At 71.0% G+C, this 16,191-nt stretch carries 15 protein-coding genes; 10 read left to right on the top strand and 5 right to left on the bottom strand.

Annotated features, from left to right (window positions below):
• Positions 1-8: 8 nt before the first annotated feature.
• The 3 genes from C464_RS09055 to C464_RS09045 form a co-directional block, all read right to left on the bottom strand.
• Complete coding sequence (locus tag C464_RS09055) at positions 9-689, bottom strand: HAD-IIB family hydrolase (RefSeq protein ID WP_006113384.1); 681 nt, start codon at positions 687-689, stop codon at positions 9-11.
• 70 nt (positions 690-759) lie between these two features.
• Complete coding sequence (locus tag C464_RS09050; RefSeq protein WP_006113383.1) at positions 760-1,932, bottom strand: Cdc6/Cdc18 family protein; 1,173 nt, start codon at positions 1,930-1,932, stop codon at positions 760-762.
• A 94-nt stretch (positions 1,933-2,026) separates the two neighbouring features.
• Positions 2,027-2,230: a hypothetical protein gene (locus C464_RS09045; RefSeq protein WP_006113382.1), complete on the bottom strand. Its 204-nt coding sequence runs from the start codon at positions 2,228-2,230 to the stop codon at positions 2,027-2,029.
• 154 nt (positions 2,231-2,384) lie between these two features.
• Here C464_RS09045 and C464_RS09040 point away from each other — a divergent pair, with 154 nt between their 5' ends.
• Positions 2,385-2,783 (top strand): hypothetical protein, encoded by a 399-nt coding sequence (locus C464_RS09040; protein ID WP_006113381.1) that lies wholly within the window; start codon positions 2,385-2,387, stop codon positions 2,781-2,783.
• Positions 2,784-2,896: 113 nt separating this feature from the next.
• On the opposite strand, the gene C464_RS09035 is transcribed toward C464_RS09040, so the two are convergent.
• Positions 2,897-4,063 carry a hypothetical protein gene (locus C464_RS09035; protein WP_006113380.1) on the bottom strand — a complete coding sequence of 389 codons (1,167 nt, stop codon included), beginning with the start codon at positions 4,061-4,063 and terminating at the stop codon, positions 2,897-2,899.
• Positions 4,064-5,602, bottom strand: a complete 1,539-nt coding sequence (gene glpK, locus C464_RS09030; protein ID WP_049911006.1) for a glycerol kinase GlpK — start codon at positions 5,600-5,602, stop codon at positions 4,064-4,066.
• Positions 5,603-5,976: 374 nt separating this feature from the next.
• On the opposite strand from glpK, the gene glpA reads away from it, so the two are divergent.
• The 9 genes from glpA to C464_RS08985 all read left to right on the top strand — a co-directional run bounded on the left by glpA (position 5,977) and on the right by C464_RS08985 (position 16,176).
• Positions 5,977-7,761: an anaerobic glycerol-3-phosphate dehydrogenase subunit GlpA gene (glpA, locus tag C464_RS09025; protein ID WP_006113378.1), complete on the top strand. Its 1,785-nt coding sequence runs from the start codon at positions 5,977-5,979 to the stop codon at positions 7,759-7,761.
• Complete coding sequence (glpB, locus tag C464_RS09020; RefSeq protein ID WP_006113376.1) at positions 7,761-9,140, top strand: glycerol-3-phosphate dehydrogenase subunit GlpB; 1,380 nt, start codon at positions 7,761-7,763, stop codon at positions 9,138-9,140. Before glpA ends, glpB begins: the two co-directional genes overlap by 1 nt.
• Entirely contained in the window at positions 9,137-10,687 is a 1,551-nt protein-coding gene (locus C464_RS09015; protein WP_006113375.1) for an anaerobic glycerol-3-phosphate dehydrogenase subunit C, read from the top strand. Before glpB ends, C464_RS09015 begins: the two co-directional genes overlap by 4 nt.
• Before the next feature lie 134 nt (positions 10,688-10,821).
• On the top strand, positions 10,822-11,814 hold the full coding sequence (locus tag C464_RS09010) for a hypothetical protein (protein WP_049911004.1): 993 nt from the start codon (positions 10,822-10,824) through the stop codon (positions 11,812-11,814).
• A gap of 80 nt (positions 11,815-11,894) precedes the next feature.
• Positions 11,895-13,301, top strand: a complete 1,407-nt coding sequence (locus C464_RS09005) for a CRTAC1 family protein (protein WP_006113373.1) — start codon at positions 11,895-11,897, stop codon at positions 13,299-13,301.
• 91 nt (positions 13,302-13,392) lie between these two features.
• Positions 13,393-13,575, top strand: coding sequence for a DUF7576 family protein (locus C464_RS09000; RefSeq protein ID WP_006113372.1), 183 nt, complete (start codon positions 13,393-13,395; stop codon positions 13,573-13,575).
• 84 nt (positions 13,576-13,659) lie between these two features.
• Positions 13,660-14,385, top strand: a complete 726-nt coding sequence (locus C464_RS08995; RefSeq protein ID WP_006113371.1) for a ribosome assembly factor SBDS — start codon at positions 13,660-13,662, stop codon at positions 14,383-14,385.
• A gap of 125 nt (positions 14,386-14,510) precedes the next feature.
• On the top strand, positions 14,511-14,996 hold the full coding sequence (locus C464_RS08990; RefSeq protein ID WP_006113370.1) for a YbaK/EbsC family protein: 486 nt from the start codon (positions 14,511-14,513) through the stop codon (positions 14,994-14,996).
• A 133-nt stretch (positions 14,997-15,129) separates the two neighbouring features.
• On the top strand, positions 15,130-16,176 hold the full coding sequence (locus C464_RS08985) for a metal ABC transporter substrate-binding protein (RefSeq protein ID WP_049911002.1): 1,047 nt from the start codon (positions 15,130-15,132) through the stop codon (positions 16,174-16,176).
• The last annotated feature ends 15 nt before the right edge of the window (positions 16,177-16,191 follow it).

Raw genomic sequence — 16,191 nt, 5'->3', positions numbered from 1 at the left:
GCTCGGAACTACTCGACGCGCTCGCGGAGCTCGGCGAGCACCGAGACCGTCCCGTCCATGAACTCCTCCGCGACCACCTCGTCGGCCGCCTCGCGGGCCACGGCGTCCGCGTTGGCGACCGCGTACGACTCGCCGGCGACGCGGAAGGTCGAGGCGTCGTTCTCGCTGTCGCCGACCGCGACGAACGCGGCGGGATCGAGGTCGAGCGCCTCGGCGACGCGTTCAAGCGCCCGACCCTTGCTCACGCCCGTCGACTTGACGTGGAAGGCGTAGCCGGTGTCGACGACCTCCACGTCCTCGACGGTCGCGGCAACCTCGCGGAGGAGCGCCTCGTCGGCGTCGGGCGAGACCGCGACCTCCGTCTCGCGCCAGCGGTTCACGGTATCGCCGTCGCCCCACCCGACCGCGCCGCCGCGCTCGCGGAACGCCTCGACGACGGCCCAGGCGGCGTCCGGGTCGCCGACGACGGTCGTCTCGCCGCCGACGTACGCGACGCCGCCGTTCTCCGCGATCACCGTCTCCTCGCGGCCGAGGAAGTTCGCGAGCGCGACGGGGTACGGGAACGCCTTCCCGGTGGCGAACACCACCGGCGCGTCCCACGCGGGCAACAGCTCGAAGACTCGCGGATCGATCCGACCGGTCGGCGTCGTCAGGGTGCCGTCGATGTCGAGCGCGAGGGGCGGAACCATACGCCGAGTCGGGGACTCCGCGTCAACTGTCTTCCGTTCGAGAAGGTGACGGTGACCGCCCGCGCCGGGGCTATGCGGTCCGGGCGCGGCGGTCGAACAGCTCGCGGAAGACGAGCGTCGGGAAGAGCGGCACGAGTCGGCTCGGCGGCCGGCCCTTGCCGTCGCTCCGGTGGACGGTGACGCGTTCGAGCAGTCCGCCGTCGGCCAGCTCGTAGAGCACGCGGCGCACGGTCGACGCCGAGAGGTCGACCCCCGGCCGCGCCGCGATGGCCTCCGTCGCCACTCCGACGGTCGACCGCTCGTCCTCCGACAGCCCGGCGAGTTCGTAGAGGAGCCGCTGCCGGCTCTCCGGGAGCGCGAGCACGCGACCCAGCGCGACGCAGGGCCGGGGCACGCCGTCGATGCCGGCGTCGACGTCGCCCGCGCGGACCGTCGACGCGCCCGCCCGCTCCGCGTGGACCGCCGCGCCCATCACGGCGGCGAGCGCGTCGTGGGCGTCGCCCGCGGCCCACTCGACGATCTCGCGGATCTGGTCGTGGGTGAGCGCGTCGCGGCCGAGCCCGGTCGAACACCGGCTCGTCAGCAGTTCGACGAGCATGTGCCGGCGGTACTTCGCGAACTCGACGGTGGCCTCCGGCTCCCAGTCGATCGAGTCCGGCGGGTCGCGGCCGAGGAACGCCGGCGTGAGCCGCTCGCCGACGTCGGCCAGCCAGTCGACGAGCGTCGCCGCCGCGGGCGTCTCCGTCTCGTTGGTGTGGTCGACGGCGACGACGAGATCCGGGCCCGTGCGCATCGCGTCGCGCAGCGACTCGGCCAGCTCGTCGGTCCCGATCCCGTGGTCGGGGACGGGGTCGTCGCTCATCGCGGCCAGCATCGCGTGGTACAGTCGGAAGCGGGTCGACGCGCGCCGGGCGTCGACGTAGACGAAGCCGGGGATCGTCGGCTCCACCGCGCGCGTAGTCGTCTGGATGGCGCGTCGCGGGCCGCTGTGGCTCGCGAGCCGGTCGACCAGCGCCGAGACGACCGCCGACTTCCCGCTCCCCTTCGGGCCGTACACGTAGACGCTCGGCGGGAGCGACCCCGTGAACGCGGGCTCGAACACGTCGAGGAGCCGCTCGATGGCCGGGCCGCGGCCGACCGGCGAGTCGACGTGCGTGACCGGCGACACGGCTTCGAAGTCGGCGAGGACGCTCATCGCCGCGTCGTAGCCGAGCCGTCGCTCGATCCGGTCGTCGATGTTCACGGCCGGCCCTCCGTGACAGCCGAACTAAACCCCCCCGGATCGCGACGGGGCGACGGCCGCCGAGTCGGGCGGATCCGCCCGCCCGAGACGGCGCCTACCAGTGGGCCGGCTTGTACCGGTTGATGACGACCGTCGACACCACGAAGACGGCCCCGCTGATGAGGCCGGCTATCAGCCCGACCGGGAGTCGGACGCCGAGCGTCCCCTCCGACACCACCGCCGTCACGGCTCCCACGACCCCCATCACGACGAGGAGGTTCCGTCGATCCGTCCGGTCCAGTCCGATCCGATCCAACATACCGCGTCATCCCGGTCGGGGAAGTTAAACGCCCCGCGTTCGCCTCGCGACCGATGGCCGCGGACCGGGCGGGCGGCGACGGCCTCGCTCCGGGCGGACGGCCGGGGTCGCCCCGATGGAAACCTATAGGACCGTCGGACGAACTACGACGGGTATGTCGAACGATCCGGCCGTGAAGACGCTGCACACCGTCGACAACCGGAGCAAGGTCGTCGCCGTCCTGGCGACGGCGGCCGCCTTCGGGGCCGGGATGCTCGCCGTCGGCGACATCGAGTTCGTCTCGATCGCCGCGGCCGCGGTCGGCGTCGGCGTCCGATTCGGATCGGTGTGGTGGGGCGCGCGCGTCTTCGTCGACCGCGACGCAGCGTCCGTGACGGAGCAGCCGACCGCCGGCGGGTTCCACCACGGGGCGGTCGGAGTCGCGCTCGCGGCGGCCGGCGGCCTCGCGCTGGTCGCCCGCTCCCTCGGCGGCGCGGTGTCGACGGTCGCGGTCGCCGCCGTCGCGGCCGCCGTCGTCGCGTTCCTCGTTCTCTCCGTGCTGCTCCCCGAGTGACGGCCGCTCGCGGTCGGGGTCACCGAGACACCGGTCGCTGTCCGGGCGATTCCGATCGACCGCGGATAAGCGATGTGCCATGATAAAAAGATCCTGCCGAGAGCGGGGACGCGTTAGATCCCCGTGCCGGGGATCCACACGGCCCAGTTGAGCAGTCCGGCGATGACGAGCAGCCCGAGCGTCAGCGACCAGACCACGATGGCGGCCGCCGGCGGGTCGAGGTGCGTGTCGGAGTGCGCGTAGAACACGCGCTGCGACGCCTCACCGACGACCGCGGCGAACACGCCGAACGCCGCGCCGAACAGCAGCGCGGGCGCGGCACCGAACGCCAGCGGCGCGGTCAGGTCGGCCGCCGAGAGGTCCGTGAGCGTCGTGATGCCCCCCTGCCACACGGAGAGGAAGGCTGTCGACCCCGCCAGTGTCATGTGGTGGGTGACCGGGATCCGGTCGACGCCGAGGTTCAGGAACAGCAGCGACCCGGCGCTGATCCCGAAGCCGGCGAACACGGCGATGAGGCCGTGCCCGCTGCTGACCATGTTGTACGTGATGACGCCGGAGGCGAGACCGGCGAAGAAGCCGATCGCCGCGACGTGCGACCACTTGTACATGTTCGGGAGCCACGGTTCGACGGCGAGGCGGTCCTCGCTGGCCTTCCCGCCGTCGCCCTTGACCTCGCCGGGTTCGCGCATCTCCTCGCGCTCGAACGGCCCCATGTCGAAGTAGCCGCTCGCCTTGTCGCTCACTTCGCCGACGATACTGTACCCGAAGACGGCCCGAACCACGAGCGCGCTGATGACGATGCTCACCGGGATCGGGTCGACCGGTATGGCGAGCTGTCGAGAGAGCTGCTCGATCAGGACGCCGAAGACGCCGAAGACGGCACCCACGGCGAGGATGTCCGGCTTACTCCCCAGCGCGAAGCCGATGTCCTTCGCGTTGTGGTAGTCGAATCCGGACTCCATGTATCCCCGGTCGGCCGCGTACGCGGCGGCCGCGGCACCTCCCGCGAAGGAGATGTGCGGCCCGAACACCGGACCGAACCCGACGTCGACGCCGAAGCCGCCGCCGCCGAGCGACCCGCCGATGACGAGGAAGCCCGTGAAGATGAACGCCGGCAGCGCGCCGAGCGCCGCCCCGAACGCGCCGCCCGCGAGCGCTCCGAGGAGGATCGTCGGGTTGGTCAGACTCTGGATCACGTCCGTCGGTGCGCCGGGCTCGTACCCGACCTGTAGCACGGCGTCGGCCGCGACGGCCAGTTCCGGGAACAGTTCGACGCCCATTTATTCGTCCTCCTCGTCCAGCGCCCAGTTCTTCGAGCGATCGATCGCGTCGTCCCAGCGGCTGTAGAGCTTGTCTACCTCCGCTTGGTCCTTCTCGGGGCTGAAGTCGCGATCGATCTGCCAGTTGTCGCGGAGTTCGTCGACGTTGTCCCAGTAGCCGACGGCGAGGCCGGCGGCGTACGCCGAGCCGAGCGCGGTGGTCTCGTCGACCTCCGGACGGACGATGTCCGTCTGGATGATGTCAGACTGGAGCTGACAGAGGAAGTTGTTCTTGACCGCGCCGCCGTCGACCCGGAGGCTCGTCATCTCGACGCCGGAGTCGGCCTCCATGGCCTCGGCGAGGTCGCGGGTCTGGTACGCGATGCTCTCGAGCGTCGCGCGGACGATGTGCTCCTTGGTCGTTCCGCGGGTCATCCCGACGATGGTCCCGCGGGCGCGACCGTCCCAGTGCGGCGCACCGAGCCCGGTGAACGCCGGCACCATGTAGACCCCGTCGGTCGAGTCGACCGACCGGGCGAGTTCGGCGGTCTGGGCCGCGTTGTTGATGAGGTCGATGTCCTCGAGGAACTCGATCGCCGCGCCGGCGATGAAGATCGACCCTTCGAGCGCGTACTGGACCGGCTCGCCCGACATCTGGAACCCGACCGTCGTGAGCAGGCCGTTGTCGGACGCGACGGCCTCTTCGCCGGTGTTCATCAGGTAGAACGCGCCGGTTCCGTAGGTGTTCTTCGCGTCGCCCTTGTCGAAGCAGGTCTGGCCGAACAGCGCAGCCTGCTGATCGCCGAGGGCGCCCGCGACCGGGATCTCCTCGCCGAGGAAGCCGTCGGCGTCCGTGTGGCCGTAGTAGTCCTCGTCGGAGGAGGGGCGTACCTCCGGCACCATCTCCTTCGGCACGTCGAACTCCTCGAGGAGCTCGTCGTCCCACTCCATCTCCCGGATGTTGTACAGCATCGTCCGGGACGCGTTGGTGACGTCCGTGATGTGGTTCCCCGTCAGGTTGTGGATGAGCCACGTGTCGATGGTCCCCATGATGAGCTCGCCCTCGCGAGCGCGCTCACGGAGGTCGCCGCCGCGGGAGCTCTGCATCTTGAGCGGCTCCGCGTTGTCGAGGATCCACTCGGTCTTTGTCGCGGAGAAGTACGCGTCGCACTCCAAACCGGTCTTCTCGCGGATCTCCTCGACCTTGCCGGCCTCCTGGATCTCCTCGACGCGGTCCGTCGTCCGCCGGTCCTGCCACACGAGGGCGTTGTGGACCGGCTTCCCGGAGTCTTTGTCCCAGACGATCGTCGTCTCGCGCTGGTTGGTGATGCCGAGCGCCTCGAGCTGACTCGCCTCGAGGTCGGCGTCGGCGAGGCCGTCGAGGACGACCTGCTTGGTGTTCTCCCAGATCTCGAGCGGGTCGTGTTCGACCCAGCCCGGGTTCGGATAGATCTGTTCGTGCTGTTCGTAGGCGTTCGCGACGACCTGGCCCTCATGGTCGAACACCATGAATCGGGTTCCGGTCGTCCCCTGGTCTATCGCACCGACATACTGTGTCATGTTGTGGATCCCTCCTGTGGCGCTGGTCCGTGTGCGGCGGTGGCCGGGTCGCCGTCGACGGCGACTCCGGTGCCGCGTCCGCTGTCGCGTCGCGCGTCCGCTCCGTCAGACCCGTTCAGAGCCGGGCAGAGACGGCCGCGAGGCGTATCGACGCCGCCACGACATATTTTCACGGAAGCTACCACGCCGGTCGTGAACATAATGTACTACCATAATAATCTTCCTGTTAAAATCCGGACATCGGCGCGAGTGAAAAACGTCCGTATATAAACACATCGGCAACGACGGCGATTACACTACTTGAATGACCCTGATAGTTATGCGTGGGGCGCGTCGGGAGGTAAAGTAAAGTGGGCGTGGTCCAAGGGCCTCGCATGGACAGACAAGTAGACGTCGTGGTCGTCGGTGGGGGGTCGACCGGATGCGGCGTCGTCAGGGACCTGGCGCGGCGGGGGCTCGACACCGTTCTCGTCGAGAAGGGGAACCTGACGCACGGCACGACCGGCCGGATGCACGGCCTCCTCCACAGCGGGGGCCGCTACGCGGTCTCGGACCAGAAGAGCGCGAAGGAGTGTATCGAGGAGAACATGGTGCTCCGCGACATCGCCGGGCACTGCGTCGAGGAGACCGGCGGCCTGTTCGTCAAGCGGCCGGAGGACTCGGAGGAGTACTTCCAAGAGAAGCTGGAGGGCTGCCGCGCGTGCGACATCCCCGTCGAAGTGATCGACGGCGAGGAGGCGCGCCGCCGGGAGCCGTACCTCGCGCGCGACGTCGAGAAGGCAATCGCCTTGCCCGACGGCGCGGTCGACCCCTTCCGGCTCTGCGTCTCGAACGCGGCCGACGCCCGCGAACACGGCGCGCGCGTCGAGACGCACGCGCCGGTGACCGACGTGCTCGTCGAGGACGGCGAGGTCGTCGGCGTCGAGATCGAACACGAGACGGGGCCGGGCAAGCGCGTCCACCGCGATCCGGGGACGACCGAGGAGATCCGCGCGCGCCACGTGGTCAACGCGACCGGCGCGTGGGCGGGTAACGTCGGCGAGATGGCCGGCGTCGACGTGGAGGTCCGCCCCTCGAAGGGCGTGATGACGGTGATGAACACCCGGCAGGTCGACACCGTGATCAACCGGTGTCGCCCGAAGGGCGACGCCGACATCATCGTCCCCCACGAGACTGCCTGTATCCTCGGCACGACCGACGAGGAGGTCGACGACCCCGAGGACTACCCCGAGGAGGACTGGGAGGTCGACCTGATGATCGAGACCCTCTCGGAGCTCGTCCCGGCGCTCGAAGACGCGCGGACGCTCCGCTCCTTCTGGGGCGTCCGCCCCCTCTACGAGCCGCCGGGGACGGGCACGGAGGACCCGACGGACATCACGCGCGACTACTTCCTCCTCGACCACGGCGACCGCGACGGCCTGCCGGGCATGACGACCATCGTCGGCGGGAAGCTCACCACCTACCGCATGATGGCCGAGTCCATCAGCGACCACGTCTGCGACGCGCTCGACTACGAGGCGACCTGCGACACCGCGGACGCGCCGCTGCCGGGCTCCGAGAACCCGGCGCGCATGGAGGAGCTGATGGACGAGTTCGGGCTGCGCTCGCCCGTCGCTCGGCGCTCTGGCCAGCGGCTCGGGTCGCGCGCCGACGACGTGCTCGACGAGTACGACCCGAACCCGATCGTCTGTAACTGCGAGAGCGTGACCCGCGCCGAGATCCAGGACGCGGTCGGCGAGGCCGGCTCCGACCTCAACGCGGTCCGCCTGCGGACCCGCGCCTCGATGGGGAACTGTCAGGGCGGCTTCTGTACGCACCGCATCGCGTCGGAGCTCGCCGAGGAGTACCCCGAGCCGGTCGTCCGCGACGCCGAAGACGAGCTGTACCAGGAGCGCTGGAAGGGGCAGCGCCACGCGCTGTGGGGCGAGCAGCTCTCGCAGGCGATGCTCAACCACATGCTCCACGCGACGACGATGAACCGCGACGGCGACCCCGCGAACCTCGACGAGACGGTCGACTTCGGCGCGTTCGACGCCGGCGCGGGAGCGCCCGGCCCCGGCGGCTCCGGGGGCGAGGCCGGGACCGCGGCCGCAGATGGTGGCCGCGCAAGCGACGACGCGGCCACCGATCGGGGCCGCGCGAACGACGGAGGGCGCTGATGGCGATCAACAGCGACGTCCTCGTGATCGGCGGGGGCCTCGCCGCGGTCACGGCGGCGGTGTCGGCGTCCCGCGAGGGGGCGGACGTGCGCCTCGTCTCGCACAAGGCGAGCACGCTGCGGCAGGCCTCCGGGCTGATCGACGCGCTCGGCTACGTCCCGGCGACCGAGCCCGCGAAGCCCCTGCGCGACGGACCGCCGACCGCGGGCCGGGAGCTCGACCCCGACGAGTGGCCCGATCCGGAGGGCCCGCTCGCCGACCCGTTCGAGGGGCTTGACCGGCTCCCCGAGTCCCACCCGTACCGGGTCGTCGGCGGCGACGCGCTCCGCGAGGGGCTGACCCTGTTCGACGACCTCGCCGGCGACGCGTACCGCGGCGGCCACACCGACCGCAACGCCCTCGTGCCCACCTTCGGCGGCGCGGTGAAGCCGACGGCGCGCTACCCCGCGGCCGCCGAGGCCGGGCTCGCGAGCGACGACCGCCCGATGCTGGTCGTCGGGTTCCGGTCGCTCACGGAGTACGACGCGCGGGCCTTCGCGGGGCGGCTGGAGGCCGCGGGCGTGCCGTTCGACGTCGCCGGCGCGGAGGTCGAGTTCGCGGAGGCGTTCCGCGCCGACGCGAAGATCACCCGGCTCGCGAAGGCGCTCGACCACGACGAGGCGATCGACGGCGTCCCCGCCCGCGAGGCGCTCGCGAAGGCGGTCGCCCCGCACCTCCACGACGTGGTCGACGAGAAGGGCGGCGTCGACCGCGTCGAGCGCGTCGGCTTCCCCGCGTTCCTCGGCGACGACCGCGGCGAGGAAGTCCGAGACGAGCTCGCGGACCGCCTCGGTGCCGACGTCTTCGAGATCCCGATGGGGCCGCCGAGCCTCCCCGGGCTGCGACTGGAGGACCAGTTGTTCGACGCGCTCGACGCTGAGGGCGTCCGGTTCGAGACCGGGAACCCCGTCGTCGGCGTCGAGTCCGCGACCGACGGGCGGGTGGAGACCGTCGCGGTCGATCGGAAGGGGCGGACGGCCCCGTACGGCGCGGACGCGTTCGTGCTGGCGACCGGCGGGCTGGTCGGGAAGGGCCTCGACTCGGACCGCGAGGGCGTCAGAGAGCCCGTCTTCGACCTCCACGTCGACCAGCCGGACGACCGGTACGAGTGGTTCGTCGACGACGCGTTCGGCGACCAGCCGTACGCGCGGTTCGGGGTCCGGCCCGACGAGCGGTGTCGGCCGACGGACGGCGACGGCGCGGTACAGTACGAGAACGTGTTCGCGGCCGGCGGCGTCGTCGGCGGCGCGGACGCGGCGAGGGAGAAGTCCGCGAGCGGGGTGTCGCTCGCGACCGGCCTCGTGGCCGGGCGGCAGGCGGCGACGGAGGCGAGCCAATGACACGACACACGGAGGACGACGACGCGGGGGACTCGAACGAGACGACCGAACCGAGCGGCGGCCGCGCCGACGGCGACCGCGGCGGGTGCGGCTGCGGAGGACCGGCCCCGGGCGTCCCGGACGCCGGTCGCGACGAGCAGCCGCCGGTGTTCCTCCCGGACGGGGGCGGTGTTCCGGAGGGCGACGCGGCCGGTGACCGCGCCGCCACCGACGGCGGCGTCGAGAGCGCCTCGGCCGGGACCGAGAGCGCGACCGGCGGGACCGACTCGGCGGAGCTCGACCCCGACGCGTACGACCCGGTCGACGTCTTCCCCGGCGGCGACCTCGACCTCCGCGAGGGGGCCGACTCCTGTTACAAGTGTACGAGCTGTGACACCTCCTGTCCGGTGGCCGAGGTCGACGACGAGTTCCCCGGACCGAAGTTCCAGGGCCCGGAGCAGTGGCGGCTCAAGCGCAAGGACGACCACGACATCGACGAGTCGATCACCTCCTGTTCGAACTGTATGCGCTGTGACGACGCCTGTCCCTCCTCCGTGCCGCTCTCGCAGATGCACAACGAGGCGCGCGGGCAGTTCGTCGAGCGCCAGATGGAGAAGTTCTCGGTCAAGTACGTCCGGAACCGGATCTTGGCCAACTACCGCACGTCGGCGAGCCTCGCGAGCATGTTCCCGCGGACCGCCTCGTTCGCGATGAACTTCGGGCCGGCGCGGTGGGCGATGGAGAAGGTGATGGGGATCCCCAAGGAGCGCGACTTCCCCGAGTTCGCCACGGAGACGTTCCGCGAGTGGTGGAAGGCGCGCGGCGGCGCGCAGGTGGAGAACCCCGACAAGCGGGTGGCGTACTTCCACGGCTGCTACTCCAACTACAACACGCCCGAGGTCGGCAAGGCGATGGTCCGCGTCTACGAGCACTTCGGCTACGAGGTGATGGTCCCGCCTCAGAAGTGCTCGGGCACGCCGATGTTCGCGAACGGGATGCTGGAGGACGCCCGCCGCCACGCGGAGACGAACGTCGAGAACCTCGTCGAGGCCATCGGCGAGGGCGCGGACGTGATCGCCTCCTGTACCTCCTGTTCGATGTCGCTGCGTCAGGAGTACCCCGAGCTGTTCGACCTCCACGGGATCGAGGACCTCGCGGAACACACGTTCGAGGCGCTGGAGTACCTCCGGATCCACGAGGACTTGGAGGGCGAGCTCGACGCCGCCGGCGGGCTCGACGACGAGCGCGCGTTCGCGTACCACGCGCCGTGTCACGCCCGCAATCAGGGTCTCTCCCGGCAGGCCGTCGAGACGTTCCGCGACGTCGACGGGGTGACCATGGAGGACGTCGGCGACTCCTGTTCCGGCATCTCCGGGACCTACGGCTGGAAGGAGGAGAAGTACGAGAAGTCGATGGAGATCGGCGCGGAGATGTTCGACCACATGGAGGACGCCGAGGGCGAGGTCGGGATGACGGAGTGCCCGACCTGCGCGATGCAGATGGAACACGGAACGGGCTACGAGATCGAGCACCCGCTCCAGCTGTTGGAGGACGCGCTGAGCGCGTAACGCCCTCGTCGCTCGCGGCGCTGCCCTCGCGGCCGAGCCGCTCCGGGGCCCCTCGTTCCCGCTCGCTCGCTGATTCTCACATCGAATAATTCTCCGCGAAATCTTATGTGGCGGACTCGCTCACACCGGTACACGTGACTCTCGAACAGTTTCTCGATCGCTTCGATGGCCTCGAGCGCTCCGTGGTCATCGTCAACCGGACCGACCCGGACCCCGTGCTGAACATGCTCGTGGACACGTTCGGCGACGACGCAGTACGGGTGGTCGACGGCCGCGTGACCGCCGGTCTGCGCGATCGACGCGTCACCGACGGCGCGGGGACCGCCGGAGCCGCGGGCGGCGACCGGGCCCCCGCTCTCACCGCCCGAGAACTGGCGACGACCGGCGTCGTCGACGGGAACGGCGAGGCCGTCCCGTCGCTCGACGTCGAGGTGCTCCGCCGCCACGAGGACGTTCCGTTCGACGGCGGCGACCCCGACGAGATCGAGAACCTCGTGTTGCTCATGGAGGACGACGAGGTGGTCGCCGGCTCGACGCTCGCCGAGCTCGGCGACGCGGTGCTCTTCGTCAACTCGGACCTGTACGTCACCGGCAGTCGGTCGCTCGGCGACGTCGACCTCCCGTCGGTGATAAGCGGCCTCAACGACGCCACGTTCACGCTCCGCGGATACCCCGAGTCGAACCGGCAGAAGCTGCTTCTCATCACCATTTCTCGGTTCATCGAGCGGGTGGCGTGGATGGCCGGTGACGGGACCCTTCGCTCGTCGTTCCAGCGGCTCTCGCGCATCGACGACGAGGTCGGCACGCGGGAGGTGTACGACCGCGTCTCCGGCACCGGCGTCGACACGCACCTCTACGGGGTGCCGGACAGGCTCCCGGCGGACCTCGACGCGGTGGTCCACGCCGGGAACGACCCGGACTTCACCGACAGCTGGTTCGTGGTGTTCCGGCCCCCGGAGGGACCGCACCCGGCCCAGAGCGACCCGGATACAGACCTCGAACGCGGAGTCGAGGGCGGGGTCGGGCTCCTCGCGGTCGAGACGGAGCCCCGGGTCTGGCGCGGGCTGTGGACGTTCGACGCGGACCGGATATCGCGGGTGAACCGCTACATCGAGCGGAACCTGTAACCTCGGCTAGGATTTCTCCCGGCGGCCGCCGGTCGTATCCAACCCGTGCGTTCATATTCTCGGAGCGGTGACGGGCGGCCATGTTCACGGAGCGGTCCGGTCTCCTCGACGACGGACGCCCGATGCGCGGCTACGGGGTCGCGGTGACGCCCGGCCGCGACGGACCGCTCGTCTTCGTCGCCGGCTACGGCGAGCCGAACCGGCTGTACGCCCGGGAGGACGGCCGGTACGTCGACACCGCCTGCGGCATCGTCGCCGACGGGACGCGCCACGGGATGGGCGTATGCGCGGCCGACCTCGACGCCGACGGCTGCGAGGAGGTGTACGTCCACAACTGCGCGCGCGGCGTGGACGGCGGCGACCCGGACCTCCTCTTGAGCCGGCTGGAGGCCGACCGGTACCGCTGGACCGACGTGTTCGCCCGCGAGGTGAACGCCGACCGCCTCGACGTCCGCGCGGGCCGGTCGGTCGCGGCGCTCGACCGGCTGGGGACCGGTCGGTACGGCGTCGCGGTCTCCGGCTACGCCGCCCCGCTCGCGTTCTACGAACTCGGCGACGACGGCGAGGTAACCGACATGGCCGAGGCGGTCGGGCTGGAGGTCGACGGCGGCTGTCGGTCGCTGCTCGCGGTCCCGTACCGCTCCCGCGAGGGCGACCTGTTCGCGGGCGTCGAGGGCGGACCGAACCGGCTGTTCAGCAACTGCGACGGCCACTACGACCCCACGGACGGCGGCCCCGCCCTCTCCGACCCGGGTGGTGACACCCGCGGCGCGGCGGTCGTCGACGAGGGCGGGACGTTCGCGCTCGCGGTCGGCAACGAGGCCGCGCCGAGCCGCCTCCTGCGCTGTTCGCCGCCGGGCGGCTACGACGACGTGGCCCCCGCCCCGCTCCGCGAGGTGGGCGCGGTCCGGACGGTCGTCGCCGCCGACTTCGACAACGACGGGCGCGAGGAGCTCTTCTTCAACGTCTGCGGCGCGGAGAACCGGCTGTTCGAGCGCGTGGACCGCTCGGGCGAACCGCCGGGGTGGGAGCCCGTCCCGCTCGGGGCGGCCGCGGAGCCGGACGGGTTCGGCACCGGCGCAGTCGCGACCGACGTCGACGGCGACGGTGTCCTCGAACTCCTCGTCGTCCACGGCGAGGTCGCCGCGCAGCCGGTGACGGTCTACGGCGACCCGGACGCGGCCGACGCCGGCTGGCTCCGCGTGCGCCCGACGACGCGGCAGGGCGCGCCGGCGCGCGGCGCGGTCGTCACGCTGGAGACCGCCGACGGCGTTCAACGACGGACGATCGACGCGGGGGGCGGCTGCCTCTGTCAGACGGAGCCGGTCGCGCACTTCGGACTGGGCGGCGAGAAGCCGCTGCGCGTGGACGTGCGGTGGCCGGACGGCCGCGAGCGGACCGTCGTCGGCCCGAGCCCCGACCGGGAGATCACCGTCAAGCACCCGTCTCGGAGGGCGACGGACCGCGACGCGCGGACGAGGCGATAGCCGCCGGGGGCGTCCGGCGGGGGCGGGGCGTCGCCGTGGCCAGAACTGCCGCCCTTCGCGGGTTCAAGTGCCCCCGGGCGTACGGGGAGGTATGGTGGATCCGACCTCGGACCTCGAGGAGGACGTCGACGAGGAGTCCGCGCCCGGGTGCGCGACGTGCGGCGAACCGGCGCTGGGGAACGGTCGTCGAACGATCACGTGGGTCGACGGCGGCGGCGCCGTCCACCGACACTTCTGCTCGGAGTCGTGTCGCGAGGAGTGGGACGACGAGTGACCGTCGGCGAACGGATAGCCGGGTCAGCGCGAGGAAGGCTCGGCGGCGGGAGGCTTTTTGCCCGCGGGGGTGGTAGCGTCCTGTATGATATCGCTCGACGAGGCCGTGACGGCCCGACTGGAGTCACACGGGGAGCGCTTCGAGGTCCTGATCGACCCCGACGCCGCGCTCGCGATCAAGCGCGGCGAGTTCGACGGAGAGCTGGAGGACGTCATCGCGGCCGAGGACGTCTTCGAGAACGCCTCGCGGGGCGATCGCCCGGCTGAGGAGGACCTAGAGACCGTCTTCGGCACGACGGACCCGCTCTCGATCATCCCGGAGGTCGTCGAGCGCGGGGAGATCCAGATCACCGCCGAGCAGCGCGCGGAGATGCAAGAGCGGAAGCACAACCAGCTGGTGACCACCATCACGCGCAACGCGGTCAACCCGCAGATGGACGACTCGCCACACCCGCCCGAGCGGATCGAGCGCGCGCTGGAGGAGGCCGGGTTCCAGATCGATCCGATGGAGCCGGTGGAGAACCAGGTCGACGACGCGCTCGACGCGCTCCGGCCGGTGATCCCGATCCGATTCGAAGAGGTGACGATGGCGGTCCAACTCCCGGCCGACTACGCGGGGTCCGGGCAGGCGCAGATCCGGGAGTTCGGCGACTTGGAGCGCGAGGAGTGGCAGAACGACGGCGGGTGGGTCGGCGTGCTCACCTTCCCGGCCGGGCTCCAAAACGACCTCTACGACCTCGTCAACGAGGTCACCTCGGGCGAGGGCGACGCCCGCGTCATCAAGGACAAAGACGAGCTCCGGACCCGGTAGCGAGGCCGGACGGCCGGGCGACGGCGTCCGCGACCGCAACCCGAGAGTGATCAGAGCCGGGACCGCGCCCCGCAGTTTCACCGCCTCCGGGAGGTTGATGTCGGCTAGGCGCGGCCTCGTATCGCATGCATCCACGCGCGGCGGAGTTCGCGGAGCGGGCGGGGGACCGGTACGGCGTCGACGTCGACGTGCTCGAGTTCGAGGCCGGGACGGAGACGGCGGCCGCCGCGGCCGAGGCGCTCGGCTGCGAGACGGGCGCGATCGCGTCGACTATCGTCGTCTCGCTCTCGGGCGGCCCGCGCGACGGAGCGCTCGTCGCCGCGATCACGAGCGGCGCGAACCGGCTCGACCTCGACGCCGTCGCCGACCGCTTCGACGCCGACGACGCCGAGATGGGCGACCCGGAGCGCATCCGCGAGGTCGTCGGCTGGAGCATCGGCGGCGTGCCGCCGATCGCTCACGATGCCGCGCTCCCGACGGCGTTCGACCCGACGCTCACCGAGTACGACACCGTCTACGGCGCCGCCGGAACCCCGAGCGCGGTGTTCGCGGTCGACCCGGAGAGGCTCGCCGACCTCGCGGACGCCGCGGTCGTCGACCTCACCGAGTGAGCCGGCGACGCTTCGGACCCGACGACGCACCGCGTTCGACGTTGTTAACCGACTGTCGGTCGCGACGCCTAGATTATTAACATAGGGTTGTAAAATAATAACTCTTTTCTGGTAACCCGTCGTAGCGATCGGTATGACTCACTCACGGCGGTCGGTGCTGCGGCGCGGTGCCGGACTCGCGGTCGCGGGAGCGGCGGCGTCGCTGGCGGGGTGTGCCGGGGACGGTGGCGGCGGTTCCGAGGGGTTCGACTCCGGGTACGCCGCGTTCTTCACGCTCAACGACTGGGCCAACGCGGTCGCGGGCGAGAACGCGAGCTTCGAGGACCCGGTCGACGTGGGCCAGCTCGGCCACGGGTGGACGCCGGACGGGACCCTCGCGGCCGACGTCGCGGCGACGGACGCGTTCGTCTACCTCGACAGCCCGGAGTTCTCGTGGGCGCAGGACTTGGCCGCGACCCTCGAGAGCGACTACGACACGGTCGCGACGGTCGACGTGCTCGCCGGGCTCGAAGGCGATCTGCTCGAATGGAACCACGCTCACGGCGAGGAGAGCCACGACGGCGAGACGCACGACGGCGAGGACCACGACGACGAGACGCACGACGGTGGGAGTCACGACGGCGAGAACCACGACGACGGGACCCGGTACGACCCCCACGTCTGGACGGACCCGGTCCTCGCGGGCGAGATGGTCGACACGATCGCGACCGGGTTGGGCGAGGCGGACCCGGACAACGCCGAGGCGTACGCGGCCAACGCCGACTCGTACGTCGAGGAGTTGGGAGCGATCGACGACGCCTTCCGGTCGATCGCCGAGGACGCCGCGCGCGACGTGGCGGTGCTGGCGGGTCACAACTCCTTCCAGTACCTGGAGGCGCGCTACGGCTTCCGGCTCCACTCGCCGGTCGGCGTCTCCCCGCAGAACGAGCCGACGCAGTCGGAGATCGCCGACACGATCGACCTCGTCGACTCGGAGGGGATCGATGTCGTGCTGTACGACCGCTTCCAGTCGCCGCGGCTCGCCGAGTCGATCGTCGATAACAGCGGCGCGACGGAGGCGGTCCCCGTCTCGCCGGCCGGGGGGACGACCCGCGAGTGGAACGACGCCGGCTACGGCTACCTCGAGCAGATGACCGAGGTCAACGTCCCCGCCTTCGAGCGCGCGTTCGACGCACAGTGACGGCGTCGGCCACCG

This window comes from Halorubrum coriense DSM 10284, assembly GCF_000337035.1.
Classification (GTDB): domain Archaea; phylum Halobacteriota; class Halobacteria; order Halobacteriales; family Haloferacaceae; genus Halorubrum; species Halorubrum coriense.
The sequence above is the reverse complement of the archived record's forward strand: the minus strand, read 5'-3'. Positions and strand labels throughout refer to the sequence as shown.